The sequence below is a fragment of the Streptomyces sp. PA03-1a genome, assembly GCF_033792805.1.
In the GTDB taxonomy this organism is placed as follows: Bacteria; Actinomycetota; Actinomycetes; order Streptomycetales; family Streptomycetaceae; genus Actinacidiphila.
Genome location: NZ_JARAVO010000021.1, coordinates 25,973 through 52,590, shown reverse-complemented (window position 1 = coordinate 52,590; position 26,618 = coordinate 25,973). Strand labels below are relative to the sequence as shown.

Annotated in this window: 25 protein-coding genes; 18 read left to right on the top strand and 7 right to left on the bottom strand. The window is 72.9% G+C overall.

What is annotated here, in order from left to right; all coding sequences use genetic code 11:
• The first annotated feature begins 1 nt into the window (after nt 1).
• The 13 genes from PV341_RS06990 to PV341_RS06930 all read left to right on the top strand — a co-directional run bounded on the left by PV341_RS06990 (nt 2) and on the right by PV341_RS06930 (nt 13,604).
• Nucleotides 2-898 (top strand): carbohydrate ABC transporter permease, encoded by an 897-nt coding sequence (locus tag PV341_RS06990; protein ID WP_500321989.1) that lies wholly within the window; start codon nt 2-4, stop codon nt 896-898.
• A complete protein-coding gene (locus PV341_RS06985; protein WP_500321638.1) occupies nt 898-1,821 on the top strand; it encodes a carbohydrate ABC transporter permease in 924 nt (307 codons plus the stop codon). Before PV341_RS06990 ends, PV341_RS06985 begins: the two co-directional genes overlap by 1 nt.
• Nucleotides 1,818-3,929, top strand: coding sequence for an alpha-galactosidase (locus tag PV341_RS06980; protein ID WP_500321637.1), 2,112 nt, complete (start codon nt 1,818-1,820; stop codon nt 3,927-3,929). The genes PV341_RS06985 and PV341_RS06980 overlap by 4 nt, the downstream gene beginning before the upstream one ends.
• A gap of 52 nt (nt 3,930-3,981) precedes the next feature.
• Entirely contained in the window at nt 3,982-4,740 is a 759-nt protein-coding gene (locus PV341_RS06975; protein WP_500321988.1) for an SDR family NAD(P)-dependent oxidoreductase, read from the top strand.
• A gap of 69 nt (nt 4,741-4,809) precedes the next feature.
• Nucleotides 4,810-5,571: a FadR/GntR family transcriptional regulator gene (locus PV341_RS06970; RefSeq protein ID WP_500321636.1), complete on the top strand. Its 762-nt coding sequence runs from the start codon at nt 4,810-4,812 to the stop codon at nt 5,569-5,571.
• A complete protein-coding gene (gene dgoD / locus PV341_RS06965; protein WP_500321635.1) occupies nt 5,568-6,713 on the top strand; it encodes a galactonate dehydratase in 1,146 nt (381 codons plus the stop codon). The genes PV341_RS06970 and dgoD overlap by 4 nt, the downstream gene beginning before the upstream one ends.
• Complete coding sequence (locus PV341_RS06960) at nt 6,707-7,504, top strand: hypothetical protein (protein ID WP_500357032.1); 798 nt, start codon at nt 6,707-6,709, stop codon at nt 7,502-7,504. Before dgoD ends, PV341_RS06960 begins: the two co-directional genes overlap by 7 nt.
• Before the next feature lie 26 nt (nt 7,505-7,530).
• Nucleotides 7,531-8,166: a bifunctional 4-hydroxy-2-oxoglutarate aldolase/2-dehydro-3-deoxy-phosphogluconate aldolase gene (locus PV341_RS06955; RefSeq protein ID WP_500321633.1), complete on the top strand. Its 636-nt coding sequence runs from the start codon at nt 7,531-7,533 to the stop codon at nt 8,164-8,166.
• On the top strand, nt 8,163-9,053 hold the full coding sequence (locus PV341_RS06950; RefSeq protein ID WP_500357030.1) for an SMP-30/gluconolactonase/LRE family protein: 891 nt from the start codon (nt 8,163-8,165) through the stop codon (nt 9,051-9,053). Before PV341_RS06955 ends, PV341_RS06950 begins: the two co-directional genes overlap by 4 nt.
• 9 nt (nt 9,054-9,062) lie before the next feature.
• A complete protein-coding gene (locus PV341_RS06945) occupies nt 9,063-10,040 on the top strand; it encodes a sugar kinase (RefSeq protein WP_500357028.1) in 978 nt (325 codons plus the stop codon).
• An 81-nt stretch (nt 10,041-10,121) separates the two neighbouring features.
• Nucleotides 10,122-11,333 (top strand): cytochrome P450 family protein, encoded by a 1,212-nt coding sequence (locus PV341_RS06940; RefSeq protein WP_499514761.1) that lies wholly within the window; start codon nt 10,122-10,124, stop codon nt 11,331-11,333.
• Nucleotides 11,334-11,390: 57 nt separating this feature from the next.
• Nucleotides 11,391-12,626: a 3-phosphoshikimate 1-carboxyvinyltransferase gene (gene aroA / locus PV341_RS06935; RefSeq protein WP_500321629.1), complete on the top strand. Its 1,236-nt coding sequence runs from the start codon at nt 11,391-11,393 to the stop codon at nt 12,624-12,626.
• Between the two features lie 240 nt (nt 12,627-12,866).
• Nucleotides 12,867-13,604: an SAM-dependent methyltransferase gene (locus PV341_RS06930; RefSeq protein ID WP_500321628.1), complete on the top strand. Its 738-nt coding sequence runs from the start codon at nt 12,867-12,869 to the stop codon at nt 13,602-13,604.
• A gap of 10 nt (nt 13,605-13,614) precedes the next feature.
• Here the strand turns inward: PV341_RS06930 and PV341_RS06925 are convergent, their stop codons facing one another.
• From PV341_RS06925 to PV341_RS06895, 7 genes are all read right to left on the bottom strand, one after another.
• Nucleotides 13,615-14,283 (bottom strand): hypothetical protein, encoded by a 669-nt coding sequence (locus PV341_RS06925; protein ID WP_500357026.1) that lies wholly within the window; start codon nt 14,281-14,283, stop codon nt 13,615-13,617.
• Nucleotides 14,284-14,400: 117 nt separating this feature from the next.
• Entirely contained in the window at nt 14,401-15,438 is a 1,038-nt protein-coding gene (locus PV341_RS06920) for a Gfo/Idh/MocA family protein (RefSeq protein WP_500321626.1), read from the bottom strand.
• A 105-nt stretch (nt 15,439-15,543) separates the two neighbouring features.
• On the bottom strand, nt 15,544-16,563 hold the full coding sequence (locus tag PV341_RS06915; RefSeq protein ID WP_500357025.1) for a Gfo/Idh/MocA family protein: 1,020 nt from the start codon (nt 16,561-16,563) through the stop codon (nt 15,544-15,546).
• 31 nt (nt 16,564-16,594) lie between these two features.
• A complete protein-coding gene (locus PV341_RS06910; protein ID WP_500321624.1) occupies nt 16,595-17,506 on the bottom strand; it encodes a sugar phosphate isomerase/epimerase family protein in 912 nt (303 codons plus the stop codon).
• 192 nt (nt 17,507-17,698) lie between these two features.
• Nucleotides 17,699-18,580 carry an ATP-binding cassette domain-containing protein gene (locus tag PV341_RS06905; protein ID WP_500321623.1) on the bottom strand — a complete coding sequence of 294 codons (882 nt, stop codon included), beginning with the start codon at nt 18,578-18,580 and terminating at the stop codon, nt 17,699-17,701.
• Nucleotides 18,581-18,585: 5 nt separating this feature from the next.
• Nucleotides 18,586-19,668 carry an ABC transporter permease gene (locus tag PV341_RS06900; RefSeq protein ID WP_500321622.1) on the bottom strand — a complete coding sequence of 361 codons (1,083 nt, stop codon included), beginning with the start codon at nt 19,666-19,668 and terminating at the stop codon, nt 18,586-18,588.
• Complete coding sequence (locus PV341_RS06895) at nt 19,665-20,678, bottom strand: sugar ABC transporter substrate-binding protein (protein ID WP_499514770.1); 1,014 nt, start codon at nt 20,676-20,678, stop codon at nt 19,665-19,667. Before PV341_RS06895 ends, PV341_RS06900 begins: the two co-directional genes overlap by 4 nt.
• A 275-nt stretch (nt 20,679-20,953) precedes the next feature.
• Here PV341_RS06895 and iolC point away from each other — a divergent pair, with 275 nt between their 5' ends.
• The 5 genes from iolC (at nt 20,954) to PV341_RS06870 (ending at nt 26,529) form a co-directional block, all read left to right on the top strand.
• Complete coding sequence (iolC, locus tag PV341_RS06890; protein ID WP_500357024.1) at nt 20,954-21,901, top strand: 5-dehydro-2-deoxygluconokinase; 948 nt, start codon at nt 20,954-20,956, stop codon at nt 21,899-21,901.
• 32 nt (nt 21,902-21,933) lie between these two features.
• The gene (locus PV341_RS06885) at nt 21,934-22,812 is read left to right on the top strand and encodes a Cgl0159 family (beta/alpha)8-fold protein (protein ID WP_499514772.1); all 879 of its coding nucleotides are present in this window, start codon (nt 21,934-21,936) and stop codon (nt 22,810-22,812) included.
• A 38-nt stretch (nt 22,813-22,850) separates the two neighbouring features.
• Complete coding sequence (iolB, locus tag PV341_RS06880; protein WP_500321619.1) at nt 22,851-23,756, top strand: 5-deoxy-glucuronate isomerase; 906 nt, start codon at nt 22,851-22,853, stop codon at nt 23,754-23,756.
• Nucleotides 23,756-25,627, top strand: a complete 1,872-nt coding sequence (iolD, locus tag PV341_RS06875; protein ID WP_500357022.1) for a 3D-(3,5/4)-trihydroxycyclohexane-1,2-dione acylhydrolase (decyclizing) — start codon at nt 23,756-23,758, stop codon at nt 25,625-25,627. Before iolB ends, iolD begins: the two co-directional genes overlap by 1 nt.
• Before the next feature lie 101 nt (nt 25,628-25,728).
• Nucleotides 25,729-26,529 (top strand): GntR family transcriptional regulator, encoded by an 801-nt coding sequence (locus PV341_RS06870; protein WP_500357021.1) that lies wholly within the window; start codon nt 25,729-25,731, stop codon nt 26,527-26,529.
• Nucleotides 26,530-26,618 lie beyond the last annotated feature (89 nt).

The window sequence follows — 26,618 nt, the reverse complement described above, 5'->3', positions numbered from 1 at the left end:
GATGGCGCTGATCGGCTCCACACGACGGTCCAGGGCCACTCGGGTGCCCCCGGTGGTCCTGGCCTTCGTCCTCATCCCGCTGCTCGCCGAGGCCTTCTGGGTCTTCTGGCCGGCCCTCCAGGGCTTCTACCTCTCCCTGACGTCGTGGGACGGTCTGGGAGCCCCGAAGTTCGTGGGCCTCGGCAACTTCAGCGAGATGCTGCACGACGAGGTCTTCCGCACCGCCGCGATCAACACGGTGCTGTGGCTTCTGCTCTTCGGCGGGCTGTCGGCCGCCCTGGGCCTCGGTGCCGCGCTGCTGCTCCAGCAGGAGCGGCGCGGCATCGGGTTCTACCGGGCGGCGCTCTTCCTGCCGGTGGTCTTCTCGCTGGTCGCCACCGCCCTGGTGTGGCAGGCCATGTACCAGCCGGACGGCCTGATCAACAACGTGCTGGACGGCGTCGGCCTCGGCAGCTTGAAGCACGCCTGGCTGGCCGACCAGGACACCGCCTTCTACGCGGTCATCGTGCCCGCGCTGTGGCGCCAGGTCGGCTACGTGATGGTGCTGTACCTGGCCGGCCTCAAGGGCATCGACCCCGCCCTCTACGAGGCCGGCAAGGTCGACGGCGCCACCCGCTGGCAGCAGTTCCGGCACATCACGCTGCCGCAGCTGCGCAGCGTCAACGCGGTCGTCCTGTCGGTGATCGTCATCGACTCGCTGCGCTCGTTCGACGTGGTGTGGGCGCTCACCCGCGGCGGCCCGTACCACTCCTCCGAACTGCTGAGCACCTACATGTACTCCACCGCGTTCCAGTCCCTGCGCCTGGGATACGGCTCCGCGCTCGCCGTCGTCATCTTCGTGCTGGCGTTCGGCGTCATCGTGGGATACCTCGTGCGCGCCTTCCGGGAGGCCGACTGATGACCGCCACCCAAGCCTCCGCGCGCGTCGAGGACCCGGCCGGCCGCGACGGCGGGACCGCCAAGGTCCCGGCCGCGGCGCCCCGCAGGCCCGCGCTGCGCGGCCGCGCCCTGCGCACCACCGGCTTCCACCTCACCGCGGGTCTGCTGTCCGCGCTGTGGCTGCTGCCGATCGCCCTCGTCCTGGTCACCAGCACCCGGACCTTCGACGACATCGCCGCGCACGGCGTCGGAAGCTGGCCGCACTCCTTCACCTTCGACAGCTTCCGTCAGGCGTGGGTGGACGGCGGCCAGCAGCGCGCGCTCATCAACAGCATGCTGGTCACCATCCCCACCGTGGCGCTCTCGCTCGGCCTCGCCTCCATGGCGGCCTTCGCGCTCAGCCGCTACGACCTGCCCTTCCGGCGCGTCCTGCTGCTGCTCATGCTCGGCGGCAATCTGCTGCCCCCGCAGATCCTGCTGATCCCCGTGTCCAAGCTGAGCGAAGTGCTCGGCATCTACGACCAGCTGTACGCCCTGATCGGGGTGCAGGTCGGCTTCGGTGTCGGCTTCTACGTCTTCGTGCTGCACGGCTTCATGCGGTCGATCCCCGGCGAGATCCAGCAGGCCGCCGTCATCGACGGCGCGGGCCCCTGGCAGATCTACTGGCGGATCATCCTGCCGCTGGCCCGGCCGGCGCTGGCCGCACTGACCGCCCTGTCGTTCACCTGGATCTTCAACGACCTGCTGTGGGCCATCACGGTGCTGCGCACCGACAGCCAGATGCCCATCACCGCGTCCCTCATCGGCCTGCAGGGCCAGTACGTCTCCATGTGGAACGTCATCGCGGCCGGTTCGGTGATCGCCGCCGCCCCGACGGTGGCCGTCTTCCTCCGCTTCCAGCGCCACTTCGTGGCGGGACTCAACCTCGGAGCCGTCAAGTGACCACGCACGACCGGTGGCTGCTGCGCACCGACGCCACCACCTACGCCGTCACCCTGGGCGGCGACCGCCGCTGGGCCGAACTCGCCGCCTGGGGGCCGCATGGCGCCGAGGACGGCCCGTCGCCCATGGAGTGGTCGCGCCGCACCCACTTCATCACCCCCGCCGACGCCGCCCCGGCCGAGTACATCCCGTACGGGCTGCGGCCGTTCACCGGCGCCGACCTGGTCGCCTCCCGCCCCGGCGGCGACCGCGGGAGCTGGTGGCGGTTCGACGGCGCCACCCAGGACGGCGACCGGGCCCTGCGCCTGGACTTCGCCGACGACCTCCTCGGGCTGCGCACCACGCTGTGCTACGAGACGGTGCCCGGCACCGACGTCGTCCTGCGCTGGACGGAGCTGACCTGCACCGGCGAGGACGAGGTGCGGCTGGAGCGCTTCGACTCCGCCGCCGTCAACGTGCCCGTCCAGGGCGGCGCACGGCTGACCTACCTGGCCGGCCAGTGGTCCCAGGAGTTCCAGCTCAAGGAGGTGGCACTGGAACGCGGGCGCTTCGAGATGGAGAGCACCCAGGGCTCCGCCGGGCACGCGTACCACCCGTGGCTCGCCGTCCAGGACGCCGCCGCCCCCGCCGAGGGCGCCACCCCCACCTACGGCATCGCCCTGGAGTGGTCCGGCAACTGGCGGATCACCGCCGACGCCGAGCCCGGCGGCGCGGTGCGCGTCCGGGCCGGCCGGGTGCCCCACGAGGGCGCGGTCCGCCTCGCCCCCGGCGCCGCCCTCGTCACGCCGCGGCTGGCCTGCGCGTTCAGCCCGGACGGGCTCGACGGCCTGGCCCGCGTCTGGCACCGCTACGAGCGGCACCTGACCGGCGAGCGCATCGAGCGGCCCCGCAAGGTCCTCTACAACTCGTGGGAGGCCACCGGCTTCGACGTCGACGCCGGGAACCAGCTGGAGCTCGCCAAGGTCGCCGCCGAACTCGGCGCCGAACTCTTCGTCGTCGACGACGGCTGGTTCACCGGGCGGCCGGACGACACCGGCGGCCTCGGCGACTGGGACCCGGACCCGGCCGAATTCCCCGGCGGGTTCGACCGGTTCGTCGAGGACGTGCGCGCCCTCGGCCTGGACTTCGGCCTGTGGGTCGAACCCGAGGGCATCAGCCCCCGCTCGAAGCTCTACGCCGAGCACCCCGAGTGGGTGTACCGGATCGACGGCCGGCCCGCGACGCTCGTGCGCAACCAGCTGCTGCTCGACCTCGGCCGCGAGGACGTCCAGGAATTCGTCATCGGCACCCTGGACCGGTTGCTCGGCTCCCACGCCATCAGCTATCTCAAGTGGGACATGAACCGTCCGCCCACCGAGCGCGGCCGCCCCGGCCACCTGGCGGGCGCCGACCCCGAGCGCCAGGACCTCGACGCCGCGCACGTCGCCGGCTACCTCCGCGTTCTGGACCACCTGCGCGCCGCGCACCCGCACGTCACCGTCGAGGGCTGCGCGGGCGGCGGCGGCCGCGTCGAGCACGCCACCATCGCCCGCACCGACGTGGTGTGGCCCAGCGACAACACCGCGCCCATGGACCGGCTGCGCATCCAGTACGGCTACCTCCACGCGCACGCCCCGCACACCATGAGCTCCTGGGTCACCGACGCCCCCGGCGTCTTCGACCCTCGGCCCCGCTCGCTGGCCTTCCGCTTCGTCAACTCCATGGCGGGCGTGCTCGGGATCGGTGCCGACATCCGCCACTGGACGCCGGAACAGCGGGCCGAGGCCGCGCGGTGGATCGCCCGCTACAAGGAGGTCCGCGACGTCGTCCACCACGGCGAGGTCCACCTGCTGGGCGGCCCCGCCGACCAGACGTGCGGGATCCAGTACGAGGAACCGGGCGGCGACCGCATGGTGGTGACGGCCTGGAACACCGGCCCCCTCGACGGGGCGCCGCTGGTGCCCGGCCGCGCCGCCCGGCTCCGCCTGCGCGGTCTGCGAGCGGACGCCGTCTACACCGACACCGCCACCGGCACCCGCTACAGCGGCGCCCATCTGACCCACTCCGGGCTGCCGTTCGCGTGGACGGCGGAGTACGACGCGGAACTCGTCGTCCTGGCCCGGCAGTGACGGCACGGCGAGAATCAGCACAGCAGCGATGAAACAGGAGACGACCAGCACCATGAACCCAGCGGCCCGCTTCACCAACCGCGTCGCCGTCGTCACCGGCGCCGCCTCGGGCATCGGCGCCGCCACCGCGGCGCGCCTGGCCGCCGAGGGAGCGGCCGTCGTGCTCGTCGACATCGCCGCCGACCGGGGCGAGGAGACCGCCGCGCGGCTGCGCAAGGACGGCGCGCGCGCCGTCTTCGTCGCCGCCGACGTCGCGAGCGAGGACGACTGGCGGCGGGTCACGGACGCCGCCCACGGCTTCGGGCCCGTGGGTGTCCTGGTCAGCAACGCGTACACGGTGCAGGTCGCCCCCGCGCACGAGACGAGCCTCGCCTCCTGGGAACGGCAGTTGTCGGTCAACCTCACCGGCGCCTTCCTGGGCTTCAAGGCGGCGCTGCCCGACCTGCGCGAGCAGCGCGGCGCCGTGGTGCTCACCTCCTCCGTCCACGCCCACCGGGGCATCCCCGGTCACCCGGCCTACGCGGCCAGCAAGGGCGCGCTGCTGTCGCTGTGCGGCCAGCTCGCCGTCGAGTACGGACCGGAGGTCCGCGTCAACGCGGTGATCCCCGGGCCGATCCTGACCGCCGCCTGGGACCGGGTGCCGCAGGCCGAACGCGAACAGAGCGTCGCCGAGACCGCGGCCGGCCGCTTCGGCACCCCCGAGGAGGTCGCCGCCGCCGTCGCCTTCCTCACCGCCGAAGAAGCCTCGTACATCACCGGATCGAGCCTGCTCGTCGACGGTGGCTGGAGCGTCGTCAAAGCCTCCGCCTGACGGGTACGCCCCGACGGAGACGGCCGAGACGACGGTCCAGCCCCACCGACCAGCAAGAAAGGCATACACATGACGCCATACGCGCGCCGCGGAGTGCACGGCCAGACCGTGGAGACCCTCGCCCGCCGAGTGCTCAGCGGCGAGATCCCCGAGGGAGCGACGCTCGACATGGCGGCCCTGCAGAGCGAGTTGGACGTCAGTCTGACGGCCCTGCGCGAATCGCTGAAGGTCCTCGCGGCCAAGGGCATGGTCGATGCCCGGCAGAAGCGCGGCACCTTCGTACGGCCCCGCTCGGACTGGAACCTGCTCGACGCCGATGTGCTGCGCTGGCAGTTCTCCGAGGGCAGCGACACCGGCGCCGACCTGGCGCTGCTGCGCAACCTCGGCGAGGTCCGCGGCATCATCGAACCCGCCGCCGTACGGCTGGCCGCGGCCCGCCGCACCGACGCGGATCTGGAGCTGCTGGAGACGGCACTGACGGCCATGGGCGAGGAGGGCGGCGCGAACCACGCCGTCGAGGCCGACCTCGCCTTCCACCGGGCGCTGCTCGCGGCCACCCACAACGAACTGCTGGAACGCATGGAGATGGTCATCGAGTCGGGCCTGGCCCAGCGCGACCAGCTCGTGCACAGCGCCCCGCACAGCGAGGACCCGGTGCCCAGTCACCGTGCCGTCCTCGACGCCGTGCGCGACCGGGACCCGGACGCCGCGGAACACGCCATGCGCGCCCTGCTCGACCAGGCGACGCGCGACCTCGACAAGGTCAGCGGCCCGCAGGCGCCCGAGGGCGCGGACGGCTCCACCGAACAGAAGGACGGCCAGGCACAGTGAAGATCGCGCGCGTCGAGACCTTCCTCGTCCCGCCCCGCTGGCTGTTCTGCCGCATCGAGACCGACGACGGCGTCGTCGGCTGGGGCGAGCCGGTGGTGGAGGGCCGGGCCGAGGTGGTGCGGGCCGCCGTGGAGGTGCTCGCCGAACACCTCGTGGGCCAGGACCCCCTGCGGATCCAGGACCACTGGCAGGTGCTCACCAAGGGCGGCTTCTACCGGGGCGGGCCCGTGCTCTCCAGCGCCGTGGCCGGCATCGACCAGGCCCTGTGGGACATCGCCGGCCAGGCCCTCGGGGTACCGGTGCACACCCTGCTCGGCGGCCCCGTCCGCGACTCGGTCCGGGTGTACGCCTGGGTCGGCGGCGACGAGCCGGACCGGCTCAAGGAGGAGGTCACCGCCCAGGTGGAGGCGGGGTTCACGGCCGTCAAGATGAACGCCGCCGGGCGCACCCCGCCGCTCGGCAGCCCCGCCGAGACGGCCGCCGTCGTGGAGCGCGTCGCCGCCGCCCGGGAGGCCCTCGGCCCGCACCGGGACGTCGCGGTGGACTTCCACGGACGGTTCAGCGCCGCCAACGCGCGGCGCGTGCTGCACGAGATAGCCCCGCTGCACCCGCTGTTCGTCGAGGAACCCGTCCTGCCCGAGCAGGCGCACCTGCTCCCGGGCCTGGTCGCGGCCTCGTCCGTGCCGCTCGCCACCGGTGAACGGCTCTACGGGCGGGCCGACTTCCTCCCGGTGCTGACGGCCGGCATCGCCGTGGCCCAGCCGGACCTGTCGCACGCCGGCGGGATATCGGAGGTCACCCGGATCGCCTCGCTCGCCGAGACGTTCGGCGCGCACCTGGCACCGCACTGCCCGCTCGGACCGATCGCGCTGGCCGCGAGCCTGCAGGTCGCCTTCGCCACCCCGAACTTCCTGATCCAGGAGCAGAGCCGGGGCATCCACTACAACAAGGACGCCGACCTGTTGTCCTACCTGGTCGACACCGAGCCCTTCCGGTTCGTCGACGGTCAGGCGCGCCGCACGGACCTGCCGGGACTCGGCGTCGCCGTGGACGAGGACGCGGTCCGCGCCGCGGACCGTTCCGGCCACGCCTGGCGCAACCCGGTGTGGCGGCACGCCGACGGCTCCTTCGCCGAATGGTGACCGGGAACCGGATCCCGGTCTCCGTGGTCACCGACCTGGACCACGGCGGCCGGTGGACCTCGCTGACCGCCGGCGGCCGTGAATGGCTCTGGCACCGCGACGAGCCCCGCCGCCTCCAGGTCCGGCCCGGCGACCCCTTCGCCGACGCCGGCGGCCTGGAGGAGTGCGTACCCACCGTGCGCGGGCTGCCCGACCACGGGGACGCCTGGTCACGGCCCTGGCGCCGGGAGGCGGAGGCGGAGGTCGTGGACTGCCCCGACTTCCGGCTGACCCGGCGCCTGAGCACGGAGGCGGGAGCCGCCGTCGTCGACTACACGCTCACCGCCGAGCCCGGCTACCGCTTCGTGTGGGCCGCCCACGCCCTGCTGGAACTCTCCCCGGGCGCGTGGCTCGGCATCGACACGGCAGCGGAGACCCGGCTCTACCCGGACGAGGGCGCGGGGTGGATCACCGGTCGATGGCCGCACGTCGAGGGCATCCCCCTCGACCGGCTCGGCCCGGACGACGGGACCGCCGTCGGGGCCGTCGTCCTCACCCCGCGGGTGACCGTGCACGACGGCACCGACGCGCTGCACCTGGCGGTCGAGGCCGGCGGCCGGCCCGTCGCGGTCGCGCTGTGGCGCAACCTCGGCGGCTTCCCGCAGGACGCGCCGTACCGCTCGATCGGCGTCGAGCCGATGCTCGGCCGCGTCTTCGACCGCACCGGGGCGGACGACGACGACACGGTCGTCGTCCCGCCCTCCGGCGAGGTCGCCTGGCGGCTCACCGTCACCGCGACCCGCCGCCCCTGAACACCCATCACCAGAAGGGATGTCGGATGGACCTGCTCGCCGCGCTGCGTGCCCACCGGCTGCTCGCCATCGTCCGCGGCAGCGACCCGGACGCCGCGCTGACCACCGTGCTCACCCTCGCCGAGGAGGGGATCACCCTCATCGAGGTGTCCCTCAGCGGACGTGACGCGCTCGACGTCATCGCCCGGGCGCGCGCAGCGCTCGGCCCGGATGCGACCCTCGGGGCCGGAACCGTGCTCAGCGCCGAGGACGCACGGGACGCCCACAAGGCCGGCGCCGCCTTCCTCGTCACCCCTGCGGTCAGCGAGGGCATCGCCACCGGCCGGGAGCTCGGACTCCCGGTCCTCGCCGGGGTGATGACCCCCACCGACATCCTCCAGGCACTGCGGCTCGGCGCCGACGCCCTCAAGCTCTTCCCGGCCGGCAGCGCCGGCGGCCCCGGGTACCTGAAGGACCTGCGCGGCCCCTTCCCCGACCTGCCCTTCGTGCCCGTCGGGGGAGTGGACGCGCAGGCCGCCGCGGTGTACCTGCGGGGTGGCGCCCTCGCCGTCGGCGTCGGATCGCCCCTGATCGGCGACGCCGCCGAGGGCGGCAGCGTCACCGCGCTGCGCGAACGGGCCCGCACCTTCCTGGACGTCGTCCGCGCGGAGGACCGCCCGTGACCGCCACCGCGTCCCCGGCGGTCCTCGGGACCGACCGCCTCGAACTCGGCGAGGGCATCCGCTGGACGGACGGCCGCGCCGTGCTCACCGACATCCTCAGCGGCCGGCTGCTGGCCGCTTCCGACGGCCCCGCCGCCCCGCACACGTTGATCGCCCAACTGCCGTACCCGCTGGGTGCGGTGGCACCGGTCCAGGGCCGCCCCGGCCACTGGGTCGCGGCCGCGGGCACCGGCATCTGCCGCATCGACCCCGCGGGCCGGGCCGAGTGGATCGCCCGCCCCGAAGACGACGCCCCGGTGACGATGCGGATGAACGACGGCGTCGCCGACCCGCACGGCCGCTTCTGGGCGGGCAGCATGGCCTACGACACCACCGAGGACGCCGGCTCGCTCTACCGCCTGGACCGCGACGGACGTGTCACCCGTGTGCTGCGGGACATCACGATCCCCAACGGGCCGGCCTTCACCGCCGACGGCACCGTCATGTACCTCGCCGACAGCGCCCGGGGCGTCATCCGTCGCTATCCGGTCGACCCCGCCAGCGGCGACCCCGGCACGCCGGACACCTTCGTCACCCTCGCCGACGGCAGCCCCGACGGCATGACCACCGACAGCGAGGGCGGGCTGTGGACCGCCGTCTGGGGCACCGGACAGGTCCACCGCTACCTCCCGGACGGCAACCTCGACCGGATCGTCGACCTGCCCGCCGGACAGCCCGCCGGACTCTGCCTCGGCGGCCCCGACGGCCGGACCCTCCTCGTCACCAGCGCGCACATCGGCCTGGCCGCCCCGGGACCGCTCGACGGCGCCGTGTTCGCCGTCCGGGTGGACGTCCCCGGCACACTGGCCGCCCCGTACCGCCCGGCGGACCGCGCCGACACCCCCTAGGAAGCCCCCATGAGCACCCCCCGGCCGCTGCGACCCGGACCCGTGGTCTGCGTCGGCGAGACCATGGCCGCCCTCGCCCCCGACCCCCTCGGACCGCTCGACGACGCGGACCTGCTGCGCGTCGACATCGCGGGCGCCGAGTCCAACGTCGCGCTGTACCTCGCCGACCACGGAATCCCCGCCCGATGGGTCTCCGCGCTCGGCGACGACCCCTTCGGCCGGCGGGTCCGCGCGCGGATCGCCGCGGGCGGCGTCGACGTCACCGGGGTGCGCACCGACCCCGCACGGCCCACCGGGCTCCTGCTCAAGGACCCGGGAGCGCACGGCACCCGCGTCCACTACCACCGCGCGGGGTCCGCCGCCTCGGCGCTCACCCCCGACGTGCTCGACGACCCGGCCCTGGACGGAGCCGCGCTCGTCCACCTCAGCGGCATCACGCCCGCCCTCTCGCCCGGCTGCCACGCCCTCGTCGAACGGGCGCTGAGCCCCGACCGCCCGTGGCCCGTCAGCTTCGACGTCAACCACCGTCCCGCGCTGTGGACCGACCGCTCCGCCGCGGACGTCCTGCGGCCGCTCGCCGACCGGGCCGACATCGTCCTCGTGGGTCTCGACGAGGCCCAGGCCCTGTGGGGCGGGGGGATCACCGACGCGCGCTCGGTCCGCGAGCTGCTGCCCGGGCCCGGTGTCCTCGTCGTCAAGGACGGGTCCCGTGCGGCCACGGCCTTCACCGGGACAGACGCGCACCGCGTGCCCGCCCTCACCGTCCGGGTGGCCGAGCCGGTCGGCGCCGGGGACGCCTTCGCCGCGGGCTTCCTCAGCGGTTTGCTGCGGGACCTGCCCGTGGAGCGGGCCCTTCGGCTCGGCCATCTGACCGCGGCCTCGGCCCTGCGTGTCCCGGCTGACCACGGGCCGCTGCCGGACCCCGCCGTCCTGGCCGCGCTGCTGGAGGCGGACGAGGAGACCTGGCGCACCGCCACGATCGGCTGAACCCTTCGGATGAGACCGTCCGGGGTGTCTCGTCCCGCAGGGTGACGTGTCGCGGCGGGCCCCCGGGTTACCGTGCGGCACATGGACACGGTCGATCTCACGGTCTACGGCGAGGAGTTCACCGCCGATCCCTATCCCGTCTACGCCAGGCTCCGCGAGAAGGGGCCCGTGCACCGCGTGCGCACCGCCGACGTCGGGGAGCTGTGGCTGATCGTCGGCCACGACCAGGCCCGGGCCGCGCTCGCCGACACCCGGTTCGCCAAGGACTCCCGCGCACTCGGGTGGACCTCCTACGACGAGGAACTCCTCGGCCGCCACATGCTCGTCTCCGACCCGCCGGAGCACACCCGGCTGCGCAAACTGGTGGCCCGGGAGTTCACCGGGCGCCGGGTCGAGGAGCTGGCGCCGCGCGTGGAGGAGATCACGGCAGCCCTGCTCGACGCGATGCTGGCCCGTCCGGACGGCACCGCCGACCTCGTCGAGGCGCTCGCCTACCCGCTGCCCATCACGGTCATCTGCGAGCTGCTCGGGGTGCCCGACCTGGACCGTGCGGCCTTCCGCGCCTGGTCGAACGAGGTCGTCGCACCGACCGGGCCGGAGGCCGAGCGCAGGGCCTTCGAGGAACTCGCCGCCTACCTGCACGAGCTGATCGAGGACAAGCGCTGCGCGCCCGGCGACGACCTGATGAGCGCGCTCATCCGCACCACCTCCGAGGACGGCGACCGGCTCTCGCGCTCCGAACTCGGCGGCATGGCCTTCCTGCTGCTGATCGCGGGACACGAGACGACGGTCAACCTGGTCTCCAACGGCGTCCGCGCGCTGCTCACCCATCCGGACCAACTGGCCCTCCTGCGGGCCGACATGAGCCTCATCGACGGCGCGGTGGAGGAGATGCTCCGCTACGACGGCCCGGTCGAGACCGCCACCTTCCGCTTCACGACCGAACCGGTCGACGTCGCCGGCACCGTCATCCCGGCCCGCGAACCCGTTCTCGTCGCCCTGGCCTCCGCCGACCGCGATCCGGACCGCTTCACCGAGGCCGACCGCTTCGACATCCGCCGGGACACCCGGGGCCACGTCGCGTTCGGGCACGGCCTGCACTACTGCCTCGGCGCCCCGCTCGCCCGCCTCGAAGGACGCATCGCCGTCCGCGCCCTCCTGGAGCGCTGCCCCGACCTCGCGCTCGACGCCGATCCGGAGAAGCTGGACTGGCTGCCCGGCATGCTCATGCGCGGTGTGCGCCGGCTCCCCGTGCGCTTCACGCCCACGGTCCCCGGCTCGCCCGGCGCCTAGAATGCCGGTGCCCCTCACCAGGGCGTCCCCGCACGTCAGGCAGCACAGGAGAACACCGTGACCGTCGTCGCCGTCCCCGGTTCGAAGTCCGTCACCGCCCGGGCGCTGTTCCTGGCGGCGGCGGCCGAGGGGACGACCACACTGCGGCGGCCGCTGCTCTCCGACGACACCGACGGCTTCGCGGAGGGGCTGCTCCGGCTCGGCTACCGTGTGGACCGCGGCCCGGACGTATGGCGCGTCGAAGGACGCCCGACCGGACCCGCGGTCCCCGAGGCCGACGTTTACTGCCGCGACGCCGCCACCGCGGCCCGGTTCCTGCCGGCGCTCGCCGCGGCCGGGCGCGGCACCTACCGCTTCGACGCCTCCGCCCAGATGCGCCGCCGTCCCGTCGCCCCGCTCACCACCGCCCTGCGGACGCTCGGTGTCGACCTGCGCCACGAGGAGGCGGAGGGCCACCTGCCGCTGACCGTCGCCGCCGGCGGCATCGAGGGCGGCGCGCTTGACCTCGACGCGAGCCTGTCCTCGCAGTTCCTCACCGCGCTGCTCCTCGCCGGCCCGCTCATGCGCGAGGGTCTGCGCGTCAACATCACCGGGCTGGTCTCCGTCCCCTACGTCGAGATCACCATCGCCATGATGCGATCCTTCGGCGTCGAGGTCGGCCGAGAGGGCAGCGTGCTCGTCGTCCCACCCGGCGGCTACCGTGCCGTGGACTACGCCGTCGAGCCCGACGCCTCCACCGCGAGCTACTTCTTCGCCGCGGCCGCCCTGACCGGCCGTGAGGTCACCGTTCCCGGCCTGGGCACAGGAGCGCTCCAGGGCGACCTGGGCTTCGTCGACGTCCTGCGCCGCATGGGGGCCCGCGTCGAGACCGACGCCGGCGCCACCACCGTCTCCGGCACCGGCACCCTGCGCGGGATCACCACGACCATGCGGGACATCTCCGACACGATGCCGACGCTCGCCGCGATCGCGCCGTTCGCCGACGGCCCGGTCCGCATCGAGGACGTCTACAACACCCGGGTGAAGGAGTGCGACCGCCTGGAGGTCTGCGCGGCCAACCTGCGCCGTCAGGGCATCCGGGTGGAGACCGGCCGCGACTGGATCGAGATCCACCCCGGCACCCCCGCCCCGGTCGAGATCGCCTGCCACGGCGACCACCGCATCGCGATGAGCTTCGCCGTCGCCGCGCTCCGCACGGAAGGGGTGACCTTCGACGAACCCGGCTGCGTGAAGAAGACCTTCCCCGAGTTCCACGAGGTGTTCGGCGCGCTGCGCGAGGAGTGGGGCCTGTAGCCGCGGACCGCGCCGGCCCGCCGCCGTGAGGATCTTCCCGTCCGTCTTCCCGTCCGTCTTCGTGTCCCTCTTCCTGTCCATCTCGGTCGTCCTCTCCCCGTGACGGCCCTGACGGCCGCGATGGCCGTGCTCCCGTGACGGCCCTTCGAACCGGGAAACCGCCACCGCCGCGGATCGCGTTGCACGGCCACGCGGAATTAACCGGATGCGGTGAAGGGCCCGCCCTGCGAAGCTGCGCCGATGGACCGACGCCGCATCTCGCGCATCGCGCACACCCACCACCCCATCGCCGCACCGCTGGACGACGCGACCGTGCGCAGTCTGCTCGGCAGGGCGCTGCGCCGCGGCGACGAACGCGTCCTCGACCTCGGCTGCGGGGAGGGCGCCTGGCTGCTGCGGGCCCTCGACGGCCGCCCGGGTGTCACCGCGGAGGGTGTCGACCTGGACACCGGGGCACTGCGGAAGGCGGTCCGCGAGGCGGCCGCGCTCGGCGTCGGCGACCGGCTGACCCTCCACGAACAGGACGCGGGCGACTTCACCTCGCCGCACCCCTTCGACGTCGTGCTCAGCGTCGGCGCCGCACACGCCTTCGGCGGCCTCCTGCCGACCCTCGACGCGGCCCGCGCCCACCTCGCCCCGGGGGGCACCGTGATCGTCGGCGACGTCTTCTGGGAGCGCGAACCCACCCCGGAACTCGTCGAGACGCTGGGGGAGTACGAGGACCTGGCGAGCACCGTGGACCGGATCGTCGCGGACGGCTGGACCCCGGTCCTCGCCCACGTAAGCACCGTCCGCGAGTGGGACGACTACGAGTGGTCCTGGACCGGTTCCCTCGCCGAGTGGGCCCTGGACCACCCCGCCGATCCCGACAGCGGCGCCGCCCTCGAAGCCGCCGCCGTCCACCGCGCCGAGTGGCTGCACGGCTACCGGGGCACGCTCGGCTTCGTCACGCTGCTGCTGCGCCGCACGACCTCCTGAGCGGCACCGCTCAGAAGGCCTGCGCTTCGGCCGGCCGGGCACGGAAGCTGGCCACCACGATGTGGAGGCTGACGACCAGTGCCCACAGGGGGAAGACCAGTTCGGCCAACCGCACGTTCGGCACGACGAACAGCAGCGTGACGCCGACGAGGTACCCCAGCAGCACCAGCCAGCGCGGGAACGTCCCCAGCCGCAGCGCGACGGTGGAGGCCGACAGCACGAACACCGCGGCCATCCGCATCGAGTACGTCGTCAGCAGGCTGTAGGTGAGGTGCTGCCCGAAGTACGACAACTCGGCCCGCGGGGGGCCGGGCGAGGCCACCTCCGTGGTGGCCAGCAGGCTGCCGGCCGCCGCGGCGGCGCCGAAGAGCGTCGCGACGAACACCAGGCCGCTGCCGAGGAACACCGTCGAGAGGAACTTGTCCTCGCCCGGGCCGACGTGCGCGCGCACCGCGCCCATGAACCAGAGGAAGAAGATGCCGGCGAAGGGGATGAGGGCCAGCGCCGTCTGGACCCCGCTGCGCGAGGAGAGGGTGAGGGGCGAGCTGGTCAGCGCGCCCTCACCGCTGGGGATGGAGGCCCGGACCAGGACGATGGCGGCGCCGATCAGCACCGCGAACGCGATCCCCACCAGCCCCGCCGCTCGAGGCGTGCGCAGCACCTGGACCTTCATCGCCATGAAAGGTTCTTCCCTCGTGGACAGCCGGGACCGACTCATCCCAGGAAGCACCGGCGTACGTGATCACGCCACCCGGGGCGGACCGCGGGGGTGACGTGCCCGGGGCGCCCCGTGCGGTCACCCCGCGCGCTTGCGGGCGCGCTCCGCGACCTCGGTCATCTCGGCGATCGTGACCGGCCGCCGCTCCCTGCGCGAGACCTCGCACGCCTCCGCCACGAGCAGCGCATCGAGCGCCTCGCGCCCCTCGCAGGGGTTCTCCGACCGGCCCGCCACCACCTGCACGAAGGCGTCGATCTCCGCCCGGTACGCGTCCCCGAAGCGGTCCACGAACCCCGTCCACGGATCCGGCACGCCCGGCGCCGCGCCCGGTTCCACCGACGTGACCGGCGTACGGGGGCCGACGCCGACCGCGATCTGGTCCAGTGAACCGGCGAGTTCCATGCGGATGTCGTAGCCGGCGCCGTTGTAGCGGGTGGAGGTGGCGGTCGCGAGGGTGCCGTCGTCGAGGGTGAGGAGCGCCGCCGCGGTGTCCACGTCGCCCGCCTCACGGAAGAAGCCGGCCCCGCCGTTGGCGCCCATGGCGTACACCTCGACGACCTCACGGCCGGTCACCCACCGCACCGCGTCGAAGTCGTGGATCAGGCAGTCCCGGTAGAGCCCGCCGGACAGCGGCACGAACTCCGGCGGCGGGGGCGCCATGTCGGAGGTCAGGGCCCGTACGGTGTGCAGCCTTCCGAGGCGGCCGGCCCGGACCGCCTCGCGGGCGGCGCGGTAGCCGGGGTCGAAGCGGCGCTGGAATCCCATCTGGAGGACGGAGCCGGCCTCCTCGACCTCACGCAGGGCGGTGACCGTGGACTCCAGGTCGAGGGCGACCGGCTTCTCGCAGTACGCGGGGAGCCCGGCCCGCACGGCGCGGGAGATCAGCCCGGCGTGGGCGGAGGTCGCCGAGGCGATGACGACCGCGTCCGCGCCGCCCGCGAACGCCGCGTCGACCGAGGCCGCCGCCCGCGCACCGGCACCGAGCCGCGCGGCGGCCTCGGCGGCCCGCGCGGCGTCGGCGTCCGCGAGGACCAGTTCGGAGACCTCGGGGTGGGCGTGGAGGGTGGCCGCGTGGAAGGAACCGAGGCGCCCGACACCGAAGAGGACGACGCGCATGTACGGGGTGCCTTTCTCACGGGTGCGGTGGAGGCGCGGGCAGGGCGGCCAGGGAGTAACCGCCCCACCCGCGCCGGATCCGGGGTGACCGGGGACGTGCGTCCCTCAGCGGTAGAACGCCGGTCGGTCGACCAGCTCGACCTCGACGCGTCCGCCCGTGCTCTGCGAGCGGACACCGGCCTCGCAGATCGCCGCCGCGGCGTAGCCGTCCCACACGCTCGGGCCGGTGACCTCACCGCGCCGGGTGGCGTCTACCCACGCCTGGACCTCGCGGTCGTAGGCGTCGGCGAAGCGCTCCACGAAGTCCTCGGCGATCGTGCCGCCCCAGCGGCCCGCGGTGTTGACGAGCAGGTCGTGCGCGTCGCCGATCCGGGCGCTGCCGCGCTCGCAGACCGCCTCGGCCTGCACCTGGTATCCGAAGCCGCAGTTGAGGAAGACCTCGACGTCGACGACGGCCCCGCCGTCGGTCTCGAAGACCACGAACTGCGGGTCGTCCAGGCCCTCGGGCGCGTTCGAGGACGGGCGCGGGCGCAGCACCGTCACGGCGGTGATCTCCTGGCCGAGCAACCAGCGGGTCACGTCCATCTCGTGCACGAGCGAGTCGTTGACGAGGTTGGCGTTGGTGAAGCCGGGAGGGATGCTCGCGTTGCGGTGCCGGTTGTGCAGCATCAGCGTCCGGCCCAGCTCACGGCTGTCCAGCAGGGCCTTGAGCTTCGTGTACTCCGCGTCGTAGCGCCGCATGAAGCCGACCTGCACCCGCCGGTGCCCCAGCCTCTGCTCGGCATCCATCACGCGCAGCGCCGACGCGGCGTCGGGAGTGAGCGGCTTCTCGCACAGCACCGGCAGGTCGTGCTCGAAGGCGGCGAGCAGCGCCGCCTCGTGGGCGGGGCCGGGGGAGGCGATGAGGACGGCGTCCACGTCGGCCGCGGCCATCGCCGCGGCGGGGTCGGTGTAGGCCGTGCAGCCCTCGATGCCGTCGGCGACCGCCTTCACCCGCTCGGCGTCGACGTCGACGACGGCGGTCACCCGGGCGCCGCTCACGACGTCGTTGATGCGGCGTACGTGGTCGGCACCCATCTTGCCGGTGCCGATGACGGCGACCCCGAGCGGTCCGTGCTGCGTCATGATGCGTGTCTTCCCTTTCGTGGGCGGTGCGTCAGGCACCGCAGGAGCGCAGGAACTTCCGGGTGCGCTGCGCGATGGGCAGCGGCCGCTCCGGCTCGCAGGGGTACATGTCCTGCTCGACGATGGCGAAGAGGTCCACGCCCAGGCCCTGCGCGGCGGCCAGCACGGGCTCCAGGGCGGGCACCCCGGCCGGCGGCTCGCACATGACCCCGCGCTGCACGGCCGGGCCGAAGGGGATCCCGTTCTTGACGACGTCGGCGAGGATCTCCGGGTCGACCTGCTTCAGGTGCAGGTAGCCGATCCGCTCGCCGTAGGTCTCGATGAGCTTGACGCTGTCGCCGCCGCAGTAGGCGTAGTGGCCGGTGTCCAGGCAGAGGCTGACCAGACCGGGGTCGGTGGCGTCGAGGAAGCGCTCGACGTGCTCCTCGGTGTCGATGTGCGTGTCGGCGTGCGGGTGGACCACGATGTCCAGGCCGTACGTGTCGCGGACCTGGCGGCCCAGGCGCTCCATGCCGGTCGCGAGGTGTCCCCACTGCTCGGCGGTGAGCTCGCGCGGCTCGATGACCTCGGCGGTCTTGTCGTCGCGCCAGAAGGACGGGATGACTACCAGGTGACCGGCGTCCATGGCCTGGGCGAGGGCGGCGACCTGGCCGACGTGCTCCCACGTGGCGTCCCACACCGAGGGCCCGCGGTGCAGGGAGGTGAAGACGGTGCCCGCGGAGACCTTCAGGCCCCGGCGCGCGGTCTCCTCGGTGAGCCGGGCGGGGTCGGTCGGCAGGTAGCCGTACGGGCCGAGCTCGATCCACTCGTAGCCCGACTCGGAGACCTCGTCCAGGAAGCGCTGCCAGGGCACCTGCTGCGGGTCGTCGGGGAACCAGACGCCCCACGAGTCGGGCGCGGAGCCGATCCGGATCCGGTCCAGAACGGGGGAGGGGGCAGTCATGAAGAGGGCTCCTCTCACCGGTCGCCGCGGACCGGTCGTGGTTCGGTAGGGCGGCCCGTCAGGGCGGTGGTACGGATGCCCGCGAAGCTCCGTGGTCCCGCTGGAAGCTTCGCCGTCCGGCCGGGCAGCCGTCAAGAGTTAGTCCTGACATACGGACGTCATGTCAGAGTGGAACCGGGGTCGGGCGGGCCCTCACGGGGAGGGACGGCCTTCGCCCAGGTCCTCCGGTTCGGGCAGTTCCTCCACGTCGACACCGCGGACCTGGGCGAGTTCGTGCTTGAGCGCGGCCAGCTCGGCGCCGCCGGCCATGTGGTGGGTCAGCTCCTCCAGGGAGACCTCGTCGCGGCCCGCGCTCAGCTCCAGGGTGCCCAGCCGCAGCACCGAGAAGTGGTCGCCCACCATGAAGGCGTGGTGCGGATTGTGGGTGATGAAGATGACGCCCAGACCCCGGTCGCGTGCGGCCGCGATGTACTTCAGGACGACACCCGACTGCTTGACGCCCAGCGCCGCGGTCGGCTCGTCCAGGATCAGCACCCGCGCGCCGAAGTGGACCGCGCGGGCGATGGCCACGGACTGCCGCTGGCCGCCGGAGAGGGTGCCGATGGGCTGTTCCAGGTCGTCCAGGACGATGCCCATCGCCCGCAGTTCCTCGTCCGCGGTCCGTTTCATCCGGGCGATGTCCAGGCGCCGTACGGGCCGGGGGCCGCGGGTCAGTTCGGAGCCGAGGAAGAAGTTCCGCCAGACCGGCATCAGTGGGACGGTCGCCAGGTCCTGGTAGACGGCGGCGATGCCGCGGTCCAGGGCCTCGCGCGGGGTGTTCAGCCGTACGGGTGCGCCGTCGATGCGGAACTCGCCCTCGGTGTGCTGGTGCAGCCCGGAGACGATCTTGATCAGGGTGGACTTGCCCGCGCCGTTGTCGCCGAGGACGCAGGTGACCTGCCCCGGCCGGACGGCCAGGTCGACCCCGTGCAGGGCGCGGACGTTGCCGTAGCTCTTGCCCACCCGGTCCAGTTCGACGACGGGCCCGGGGACGGCGGCGGTGCCGTCGGGGTCGGTGGTGGTGGCGGTGGTCATCGGGCTCACCTCCGGGTCGCCGTGCGGCGGACCCACAGATTGACGAGGGTCGCGATCAGGAGCATCACGCCGAGGAAGAACTTGAACCAGTCGGGGTTCCAGTTGGCGTACACGATGCCCTGGGAGACCATCCCGAAGATGAAGGCGCCGATCACCGAGCCGATCGCCGAACCGTAGCCGCCGGTGAGCAGGCAGCCGCCGATGACCGCCGCGATGATGTACAGGAACTCGTTGCCGACGCCTTCGCCCGACTGCACCGCGTTGAACGAGAACAGCAGGTGCATGCCGGTGAACCAGGCCCCGAAGCCCACGGCCATGAACAGCGCGATCTTGGTGAAGGCCACCGGTACGCCGACCGCCCGCGCGCTGTCCTTGTTGCCGCCGACCGCGAAGGTCCAGTTGCCGAACCTGGTGCGCAGCAGCACCCAGGTGGCCAGCGCCGCGAAGCCGAGCCACCACAGCACCGTCACCTTGAGCTGGACCCCGCCGATGCCGATCTCCGAGGCGAACAGCGCGCGCGCCTGGCCGAAGCCGTCCATGTCGCTGATGGAGTCGGTGGCGACGTTGCCGGTGAAGATCTTGGTGACCGCCAGGTTGAGGCCCTGCAGCATCAGGAAGGTGGCCAGGGTGATGAGGAAGCTGGGCAGCCCGGTCTTCACCAGCATGTAGCCGTTGAGCGCCCCGATGCCCAGGGACACCACCAGGGCGACGGCCACCCCGGTCCACACGTTCATGCTCAGCTGGAAGCTGAACATGCTCGCGGTCAGCGCCGACGCGGTGACCGCGACGCCGGCCGAGAGGTCGAACTCGCCGCCGATCATCAGCAGGGCCACGGGCAGCGCCATGATGCCCATGACCGACGCCTGGTAGAGCACGGTGGCCAGCGAGCCCGCCTCGCGGAAGGACGGCGCCACCGCGAAGAAGAAGAGGTAGACCGCGACGGCGGCGATCAGCGCGCCGATCTCCGGGCGGGCCAGCGTCCTGCGCAGCAGCGAGCGTTCGGCGGTGCGGCCGTCCGTCTTGGAGGCGGGTGCCGCGGGTGGTGAGGGGGACGCCGCTGGGGCGGCTGCCTGGGACACAGGGATCACCGGGTGCCCTTCGCGGCGAACGAGGCCACGGACTCGACGTTGTCCTTGTCGACGAAGGCCGGGCCGGTCAGCACCGGGGCGACGCCTCCACCGCTGACGTTGCCGTTGGTCTTGTACAGCCACAGGGAGTCGACGGAGAGATAGCCCTGCAGGTACGGCTGCTGGTCGACGGCGAACTGCACGCCACCGTCCTGGACGGCCTTGACCAGGTCCTTGTTGAGGTCGAACGTGCCGACCTTGGCCTTGCTCCCGGCGTCCGCGACCGACTGGACGGCCGTGAGGGCGAAGGGCGCGCCCAGGGTGACGACGTAGTCGATGCCGGAGTCCTGCTTGAGCTTCGCCGTGATCGTGGACTTCACCGACGGCATGTCCGTGCCGTTGACGTAGAGGTTCTCGGTCTTCCCCTTGAAGGTCTTCTTCACGCCGGCGCAGCGGGCCTCCAGGGCGACGTGGCCCTGTTCGTGGATCACGCAGATGTTGTGCTGCGCTCCGAGGTCGTTGAGCTTGTTGCCCAGCGCCTCACCGGCGACGCTCTCGTCCTGCCCGAAGTACTCCAGCAGTCCCTGGTCCTTCCAGTCGTCCAGACCCGCGTTGAAGCCGACCACCGGGATGCCCGCGGCCTCGGCCTTGGCGACGACGTCCTTCATGGCGTCGGGCTTGGCCAGGGTGACGGCTATCCCGTCGACCTTCTGGTCGATCGCGTTCTGGATCAGGTTGGCCTGGGTCGCCGCGTTGGGGTCGTTGGAGTAGATGAGCTCCACGTTGTCCTTGGCGGCGGCGGCCTGGGCGCCCTTGCGGATCAGGTCCCAGAAGGTGTCACCGGGGGCGGCGTGGGTGACCATCGCGATCTTCATCCGCGGGGTGCCGGCCTTGCCCGCGGCGGGGGCGTCCGCCGACTCCTCGGCCTTCTTCCCGCCTGAGCTGCTGGAACAGCCCGCTGCGAGGAGGACCGCCGCGGCGGAGAGGGCCGCGACGGCGGAGATCCGACGGTTTCTGCGAGAGCGTTCCATGTTCCTGCACCTCACTGCGGTGGGAGGGAGAAGGGGACGGACGTGTTCACATGGCCGGGTGCTGCACGGGAGCAAACCCCTCCGCGGGACGCCTGTCAAGACTTTGTCAAGACATCAATTCATCTCGACGTAACGACAAGATAACGACCCGGACTTCCGGCGGGCGGTACGTTCGTATGTAAGGACATAGTGTTGACATCGCGCGACCGGGCGGGCTAGACCTGACAGGGCCGCAGAGCGACCCCCCCGGTGACGCACGACGAGGAGTCACGCCCATGACCGAGCCGTACGACCTGATCACGATGGGCCGGATCGGGGTGGACCTCTACCCCCTGCAGACCGGTGTGCCGCTGCCCCAGGTCGAGACGTTCGGCAAGTTCCTCGGCGGCTCCGCCACCAACGTCGCGGTCGCCGCGGCCCGCCTCGGCCGCAGCACCGCCGTCATCACCCGCACCGGCGACGACCCCTTCGGCGCCTACTGCCACCAGGCCCTCAAGGAGTTCGGGGTCGACGACCGCTACGTCACCCCCGTCGCCGCGTACCCGACGCCGGTCACCTTCTGCGAGATCTTCCCGCCGGACGACTTCCCGCTCTACTTCTACCGGCTCCCCAAGGCCCCCGACCTCGAGATCCACGCCGCCGAACTGGACCTCGACGCCGTCCGGACCGCCCGCATCTTCTGGATGACCGGGACCGGCCTGTGCGCGGAGCCCAGCCGCACCGCCACCCTCGCCGCCCTCGAAGCCAGGGCGCGGCGCGGCACCACCGTCTTCGACCTCGACTGGCGCCCCATGTTCTGGAAGGACCCGGACGAGGCCCGTCCCTACTACGCACGGGCGCTGGCCTCGGCCACCGTCGCCGTCGGCAACCTCGACGAGTGCGAGGTCGCCACGGGGGTGCGCGAACCACGCGCCGCGGCCGAGGCGCTGCTCGCCGCCGGTGTCGAACTGGCCGTCGTCAAGCAGGGCCCGAAGGGCGTCCTGGCCGTCCACCGCGACGGCAGCACCGCAGAGGTCCCGCCGGTGCCCGTCGAAGTCGTCAACGGGCTCGGCGCGGGCGACGCCTTCGGCGGCTCCCTCTGCCACGGGCTGCTCGCCGGCTGGGACCTGGAGCGGATCATGCGCCACGCCAACGCCGCCGGCGCGATCGTGGCGTCGCGCCTGGCCTGCTCCTCCGCGATGCCCACCGCGTCGGAGGTCCAGGACCTCCTCGACCGCGGCTGACGGTCCGTCCTCTGCCCGAAAGTGAGCTCCTCTTGAGCATCAGCATCTCCGACCTCGTGAAGGTGCGGACCCACCATCCCGAGGCGATCGCCGAAGCCGCCGCCCGCCGCGTCCGCCGCCCGCTCGTCGGCGACAGCGGCCGGTTGATGATCGTGGCCGCGGACCACCCCGCGCGGGGCGCGTTCGCCGTGGGCGACCGGGAGTTCGCCATGGCCAACCGCGTCGACCTGCTGGAGCGGCTGTGCACCGCGCTCTCCCGCCCCGGCGTGGACGGGGTCCTCGGCACCGCGGACATCCTGGAGGACCTGCTGCTGCTCGGCGCGCTCGAGGGCAAGGTCGTCATGGGGTCGATGAACCGCGGGGGCCTCGCCGGTGCCTCCTTCGAGCTCGACGACCGCTTCACCGGCCACCGCGCCCAGGACATAGCCCGGCTCGGCTTCGACGCGGGCAAGCTGCTCCTGCGCATCAGCTACGAGGACAGCGGCTCGCTGAGCACCATGGTCGCCACCGCCCGCGCCATCGACGACATGGCCGAGCACCGGCTCCCGGTCTTCGTCGAGCCCTTCATATCCCGCCGCGTCGACGGCAGGGTGCGCAACGACCTGAGCGCGGAGGCCGTCACCAAGTCCATCGCCATCGCCTCCGGGCTCGCCGGGACCTCCGCCTACACCTGGCTCAAGGTGCCCGTCACCGATGACGTCGACGACATGGCCACCGTCATGGAGACCTCCACCCTCCCCGCCGTCCTGCTCGGGGGAGAGGTGGGCAGGGAACAGGACGCGGTCTACGAGAAGTGGCGCAAGGCGCTGCGCCTGCCCACCGTCCAGGGCCTGGTCGTCGGCCGCACGCTGCTCTACCCGGCGGAGGGCGGTGTGGAGACCGCCGTCGACACCGCCGTCGGCCTGCTGTGACGTCCCGGTCGAACCGCGAGAAGTGCGAGGCTCACGCCATGACCAGCACCGAGAACCACCTGGCCGCAGGGAAGGCCGCCGCCGGCCCGTACGCCGTCGACGTCGACCCCCGACGGGCCGGCTGGGACCACTCCTCGCTGCGGATCCTGGAACTCGCGCCCGGCGGGCGGCACGAGTTCGCCACGGGTGACAGCGAGTGGATCGTGCTGCCGCTCTCCGGAGGCTGCGAGGTCTCCACCGGAGAAGGGACGTCCCGGCTCACCGGGCGCGAGAGCGTCTTCGCCGGCGTCAGCGACTTCGCGTACGTGCCGCGCGACGAGACGGTCACCGTCACCACCGCCTCCGGCGGCCGCTTCGCCCTGACCGGTGCCCGCTGCGACCGCCGGCTGCCCGCCCGCTACGGACCGGCCTCCGCCGTCCCCGTCGAGCTGCGGGGCAGCGGCAGCTGCAGCCGCCAGGTCAACAACTTCGGCGCCGCCGGGGTCTTCGAGTGCGACCGGCTGATCGCGGTCGAGGTGCTCACCCCGGCGGGCAACTGGTCGTCCTTCCCGCCGCACAAGCACGACGAGGACCGCGAGGGCGAATCGCGCCTGGAGGAGATCTACTACTTCGAGATCGCCCCGGCGCACGGGAAGGAGGGCATCGGCTACCAACGGGTGTCACCCTCCGGCAACGGCCGCAACACCGACGTCCTCGCCGAGGTCCGGCACGGCGACGTCGTCCTCATCCCCGACGGCTGGCACGGCCCCTCGATGGCCGTCCCCGGCCACGACATGTACTACCTCAACGTCATGGCGGGCCCGGGGGAGGAGCGCGCCTGGCTGATCTGCGACCACCCCGACCACGCCTGGGTCAGGGCCACCTGGCCGGACCAGCCCGTCGACCCGCGCCTTCCGCTGTACACCGCCCCCGCCGTCACCGACGAAGCCCCCGAGAGGTCCTGATGAGCAGCCAGTCCGTACGACGCCTCACGGTCGCCCAGGCGCTGGTGCGGTTCCTGTCCGCGCAGTACACCGAGCGCGACGGGGTCCGCCGCCGGCTCGTCGCCGGCACGTGGGGCATCTTCGGCCACGGCAACGTCGCCGGCATCGGCCAGGCCCTGGTGGAGTACCGCCAGGAGATGCCCTACCACCAGGGCCGCAACGAGCAGGCCATGGTGCACGCCGCCGTCGGCTACGCCCGTCAGCTCAACCGGCTGTCCGCGCAGGCCGTCACCACCTCCATCGGCCCCGGGGCCACCAACCTCGTCACCGGCGCCGCGCTCGCCACCGTCAACCGGCTGCCGGTGCTCCTGCTCCCCGGCGACTCCTTCGCCAACCGCCTCCCCGACCCGGTGCTGCAGCAGCTGGAGCACACCCAGTACGGCGACGTCTCCGTCAACGACGCGCTGCGCCCGGTCTCCCGCTGGTTCGACCGGGTCACCCGGCCCGAGGCCCTGATCCCGTCCGCGCTCCAGGCGATGCGGGTGCTCGCCGACCCGGCCGAGACCGGCGCCGTCACGCTCGCACTCCCGCAGGACGTCCAGGCCGAGGCGTACGACTGGCCGGAGGAGTTCTTCGCCGAGCGCGTCTGGCACGTACGCCGCCCGGTCCCCGAGGCCGCCGAACTCGCCGCGGCCGCCGAGGCGGTGCGCGCCGCGCGGCGCCCGCTGATCATCGCGGGTGGCGGTGTCCACCACAGCGAGGCCGAGCCCGCCCTGCAGGCGCTGGCCGACGCCACCGGAATCCCGGTGGCGTCCACCCAGGCCGGCAAGGGCTCGCTGCGCCACGACCACCCGGCCGACCTCGGCGGCGTCGGGCACACCGGCACCGCCGTGGCCGACGACATCGCGCGCACCGCCGACCTGGTCATCGGCGTGGGCACCCGCTACACCGACTTCACCACCGCCTCCTCCACCCTCTTCGCCGCCTCCGGGGTGCGGTTCCTCAACCTCAACGTCACCGGCTTCGACGCCCACAAGCTCGGTGCCCGCACCCTGGTCGGCGACGCCCGCGCGAGCCTCGAAGCCCTCGCCGGGGCCGTGGCGGGACACCGCGTCGACCCGGCGTACGAGGCCGAGTACCGCGAGGGCAAGGAGAGCTGGGAGCGCGTGGTCGACGGCGCGTACGCCGCGGACGACACGGACCGCCCCACCCAGACCCAGGTGCTCGGCGCGCTCGACTCGGTGGTCGGCGACGACGACGTGGTCATCAACGCCGCCGGCTCCCTCCCCGGTGACCTGCACAAGCTGTGGCGCGCCCGCTCACCGCGGCAGTACCACCTGGAGTACGGATACTCCTGCATGGGCTACGAGATCCCCGCCTCGATCGGCGTGCGGATGGCTGCGCCCGACCGGCCGGTGTGGGCGCTCGTGGGGGACGGCACCTACCTGATGATGCCGACGGAGATCGTGACCGCCGTCCAGGAGGGCGTGAACGTCAACCTCCTCCTCATCCAGAACCACGGCTACGCCTCCATCGGCGGACTGTCCTCCGAGGTCGGCGGCGAGCGCTTCGGCACCGCCTACCGCTACCGGGTCGCCGACGGCTCCTTCACCGGCGACCCGCTCCCGGTGGACCTCGCCGCCAACGCCGCCAGCCTCGGGATGGACGTGCTGCGCGCGCGGACGGTGCGCGAGCTGCGCGAGGCGCTGGCCGCCGCCCGTGCCTCCGACCGCCCGACCTGCGTGTACGTCGAGACCGACCCCACTCCGACGGCCCCCGCCGCCCAGGCCTGGTGGGACGTGCCGGTCGCCGAGACCGCCTCGCGGGAGGCGGCCGTCGAGGCCCGCAAGTCCTACGAACGGCACCTGGGCGACCGCCGCCGCCACCTGTGAGGCGGCTCCAGGAACCCGGCACCACCGGCCGCGCCACCGACCGCACCGGCCCGCCCGCGGGCTCTTCGAGAAGGGGTGGACCCAAATGTTCGGACAATGTGATGTCAGAGTTTCCTGAGTTCGAGACCGGCGGATACGCTCCCCCTGTGTCCAAAGCAGAGTCCGCGCCGCTCGAGTTCGAGGTGGACCGCTCCAGCCCGGTGCCGCTGTACTACCAGCTCGCCCAGCAGCTGGAGGGCGCCATCGAGCACGGCAGGCTCGCCCCGGGCAGCCTCCTGGGCAACGAGATCGAACTCGCGGGACGGCTCGGCCTCTCCCGGCCGACCGTCCGGCAGGCCATCCAGTCCCTCGTGGACAAGGGACTGCTGGTGCGCCGTCGCGGCGTGGGCACCCAGGTCGTCCACAGCCAGGTCAAGCGGCCCCTGGAGCTGAGCAGCCTCTTCGACGACCTCCAGGCGGCCGGGCAGAGCCCTGCGACCCAGGTGCTGCGCAACGAGACCGAGCCGGCCTCCGCCCAGGTCGCCGCCGCCCTCGGCCTCGCCGAGGGCAGCGACGTCGTCGTCCTGCAACGGCTGCGCTTCACCCACGGTGAGCCAATGGCCCACATGTGCAACTACCTGCCGCCGGGACTGCTGTCCCTGGACAACGCCAGGCTGGAGTCCACCGGCCTGTACCGCATGATGCGCGCCGCCGGGATCACCCTGCACAGCGCCCGTCAGTCGGTCGGCGCCCGGTGCGCCACCGAGGCGGAGGGCGAGCTGCTCGCCGAGGACCCCGGGGCCGCGCTGCTCACCATGAGCCGGACGACGTACGACGACACGGGAAGGGCCGTCGAATACGGCACGCACATCTACCGCGCCTCCCGCTACGCCTTCGAGTTCCAGCTCCTCGTACGGGCCTGAACGACCGCGGAACCCCCCCCTTCCGCAAGCATCGCACCCTGTGACGGATACTTGGTCGGTTCCAAGACCTGCAGGGAAAGGCACGACGT

Excerpts from the sequence above, each read along its gene's own strand:
- PV341_RS06990 (WP_500321989.1), top strand. The coding sequence starts at position 2 with ATGGCGCTGATCGGCTCCACACGACGGTCCAGGGCCACTCGGGTGCCC.
- PV341_RS06985 (WP_500321638.1), top strand. The coding sequence starts at position 898 with ATGACCGCCACCCAAGCCTCCGCGCGCGTCGAGGACCCGGCCGGCCGC.
- PV341_RS06975 (WP_500321988.1), top strand. The coding sequence starts at position 3,982 with ATGAACCCAGCGGCCCGCTTCACCAACCGCGTCGCCGTCGTCACCGGC.
- PV341_RS06970 (WP_500321636.1), top strand. The coding sequence starts at position 4,810 with ATGACGCCATACGCGCGCCGCGGAGTGCACGGCCAGACCGTGGAGACC.
- PV341_RS06960 (WP_500357032.1), top strand. The coding sequence starts at position 6,707 with ATGGTGACCGGGAACCGGATCCCGGTCTCCGTGGTCACCGACCTGGAC.
- PV341_RS06955 (WP_500321633.1), top strand. The coding sequence starts at position 7,531 with ATGGACCTGCTCGCCGCGCTGCGTGCCCACCGGCTGCTCGCCATCGTC.
- PV341_RS06945 (WP_500357028.1), top strand. The coding sequence starts at position 9,063 with ATGAGCACCCCCCGGCCGCTGCGACCCGGACCCGTGGTCTGCGTCGGC.
- PV341_RS06940 (WP_499514761.1), top strand. The coding sequence starts at position 10,122 with ATGGACACGGTCGATCTCACGGTCTACGGCGAGGAGTTCACCGCCGAT.
- PV341_RS06930 (WP_500321628.1), top strand. The coding sequence starts at position 12,867 with ATGGACCGACGCCGCATCTCGCGCATCGCGCACACCCACCACCCCATC.
- PV341_RS06925 (WP_500357026.1), bottom strand. The coding sequence starts at position 14,283 with ATGGCGATGAAGGTCCAGGTGCTGCGCACGCCTCGAGCGGCGGGGCTG.
- PV341_RS06920 (WP_500321626.1), bottom strand. The coding sequence starts at position 15,438 with ATGCGCGTCGTCCTCTTCGGTGTCGGGCGCCTCGGTTCCTTCCACGCG.
- PV341_RS06915 (WP_500357025.1), bottom strand. The coding sequence starts at position 16,563 with ATGACGCAGCACGGACCGCTCGGGGTCGCCGTCATCGGCACCGGCAAG.
- PV341_RS06910 (WP_500321624.1), bottom strand. The coding sequence starts at position 17,506 with ATGACTGCCCCCTCCCCCGTTCTGGACCGGATCCGGATCGGCTCCGCG.
- PV341_RS06905 (WP_500321623.1), bottom strand. The coding sequence starts at position 18,580 with ATGACCACCGCCACCACCACCGACCCCGACGGCACCGCCGCCGTCCCC.
- PV341_RS06895 (WP_499514770.1), bottom strand. The coding sequence starts at position 20,678 with ATGGAACGCTCTCGCAGAAACCGTCGGATCTCCGCCGTCGCGGCCCTC.
- iolC (WP_500357024.1), top strand. The coding sequence starts at position 20,954 with ATGACCGAGCCGTACGACCTGATCACGATGGGCCGGATCGGGGTGGAC.
- iolB (WP_500321619.1), top strand. The coding sequence starts at position 22,851 with ATGACCAGCACCGAGAACCACCTGGCCGCAGGGAAGGCCGCCGCCGGC.
- iolD (WP_500357022.1), top strand. The coding sequence starts at position 23,756 with ATGAGCAGCCAGTCCGTACGACGCCTCACGGTCGCCCAGGCGCTGGTG.
- PV341_RS06870 (WP_500357021.1), top strand. The coding sequence starts at position 25,729 with ATGTCAGAGTTTCCTGAGTTCGAGACCGGCGGATACGCTCCCCCTGTG.